The sequence below is a fragment of the Bacillus sp. BB081 genome (assembly GCF_008368895.1).
GTDB lineage: Bacteria > Bacillota > Bacilli > Bacillales > Bacillaceae_G > Bacillus_A > Bacillus_A wiedmannii.
Genome location: NZ_QOZX01000065.1, coordinates 1 through 1,185 on the forward strand (window position 1 = coordinate 1; position 1,185 = coordinate 1,185).

The following is a 1,185-nucleotide window of genomic DNA, read 5'->3' on the forward strand; positions in this document are numbered from 1 at the left end:
CCGCCAGAACCGTTGCCATGAGAACCACTATCGTCCTGAGAACCATTGTTTCCTGGTGGTTTATTATTATCTTTGGAGTTGCCTTCTGCTAAATGATCGTTATTTTGTACAATTGCGTTTGTTGCTGGAGAGAAGTTTTCTGTTGCTGCATTACCGATATTTAAACCGCTAAAAAAAGATAAAGAGAGTGTTGATGCTAAAATGAAGGTTTTCGTCATTGTTTTCCTCCTGAAAAATTAATATTCCATCTAAAATACATCCCTTTGTAATATTTCATAGGAGATATAGTTTTATGCAAAAAACTATATAGATAAGATGTTCACAAAATTTTATGGCTATATTTAGATATTCAAAATAAATATTTCGGAATGATATGTTAAGATTAATAGTAAGAAGAATAAAAAAGGGAGGGCTGAAGAATATAGGATTTCTTATATTCTTATAAAAAATTATGAAACAAACAACAAAACAAATAATAACAGGTACATTTCTAGCGACAGCAACATCTTTTATTTCGACGCATGCCTTTGCAGAAAGTGATAATTTAGCGACAGTAAATGCAACAAACTTAAATATACGTGAACAACCTACAACTCAAGGGAAAGTTATAGGAACAGTAAAAAAGGGAACAAATGTACAAGTTTTAAGTAAGGAAAAAGAATGGGCTAAAATTTCTCATGATGGAAAAGAGGGGTACGTCACATTACAATTTTTAGGATTTTCGAATGGAAATCCAAACGTTGAACAAAAACAACAATTAACGATTAATAATGGACAAAAAGAAGAGGGAATTGTTACGGCAACTCGTTTGAATGTACGTAATAGTCCAGCTCTAGGTAGTTCAATGATTGGCTATGTTCAAAAAAATGAAAAAGTAACGGTATTAGGAAAAGCGAACGGCTGGGCAAAGATTGAATATAAAGGAAAAGAGGGATATGTATCTTTAGAGTTTTTAAAATTTGGAGATGCAATTCAAACACCTGACACTTCTGGCCAAAAGCAACTGCAACCAACAATCAAAAATGGAGCACAAGAAGTAGGAACAATCAATGCAACAAGCTTACGAGTAAGAAGCGCAGCGAATACAAGTAGCTCGGTTTTAGGGAACCTAAAAAATGGTGAAAAAGTAACAGTACTAGGAAAAGCGAATGGTTGGGCGAAAATAAGCTATCAAGGAAAAGAAGG

General features: G+C 33.8%; 1 protein-coding gene and 1 pseudogene. One reads left to right on the forward strand and one right to left on the reverse strand.

What is annotated here, in order from left to right:
• Positions 1 to 218, reverse strand: a pseudogene (locus DN394_RS23185) (cell wall anchor protein); the annotation flags it as partial.
• Between the two features lie 233 nt (positions 219 to 451).
• Here DN394_RS23185 and DN394_RS23190 point away from each other — a divergent pair.
• Positions 452 to 1,185, forward strand: a 734-nt coding sequence (locus DN394_RS23190) for an SH3 domain-containing protein (protein ID WP_149294290.1), incomplete at its 3' end; no start/stop codon positions are given.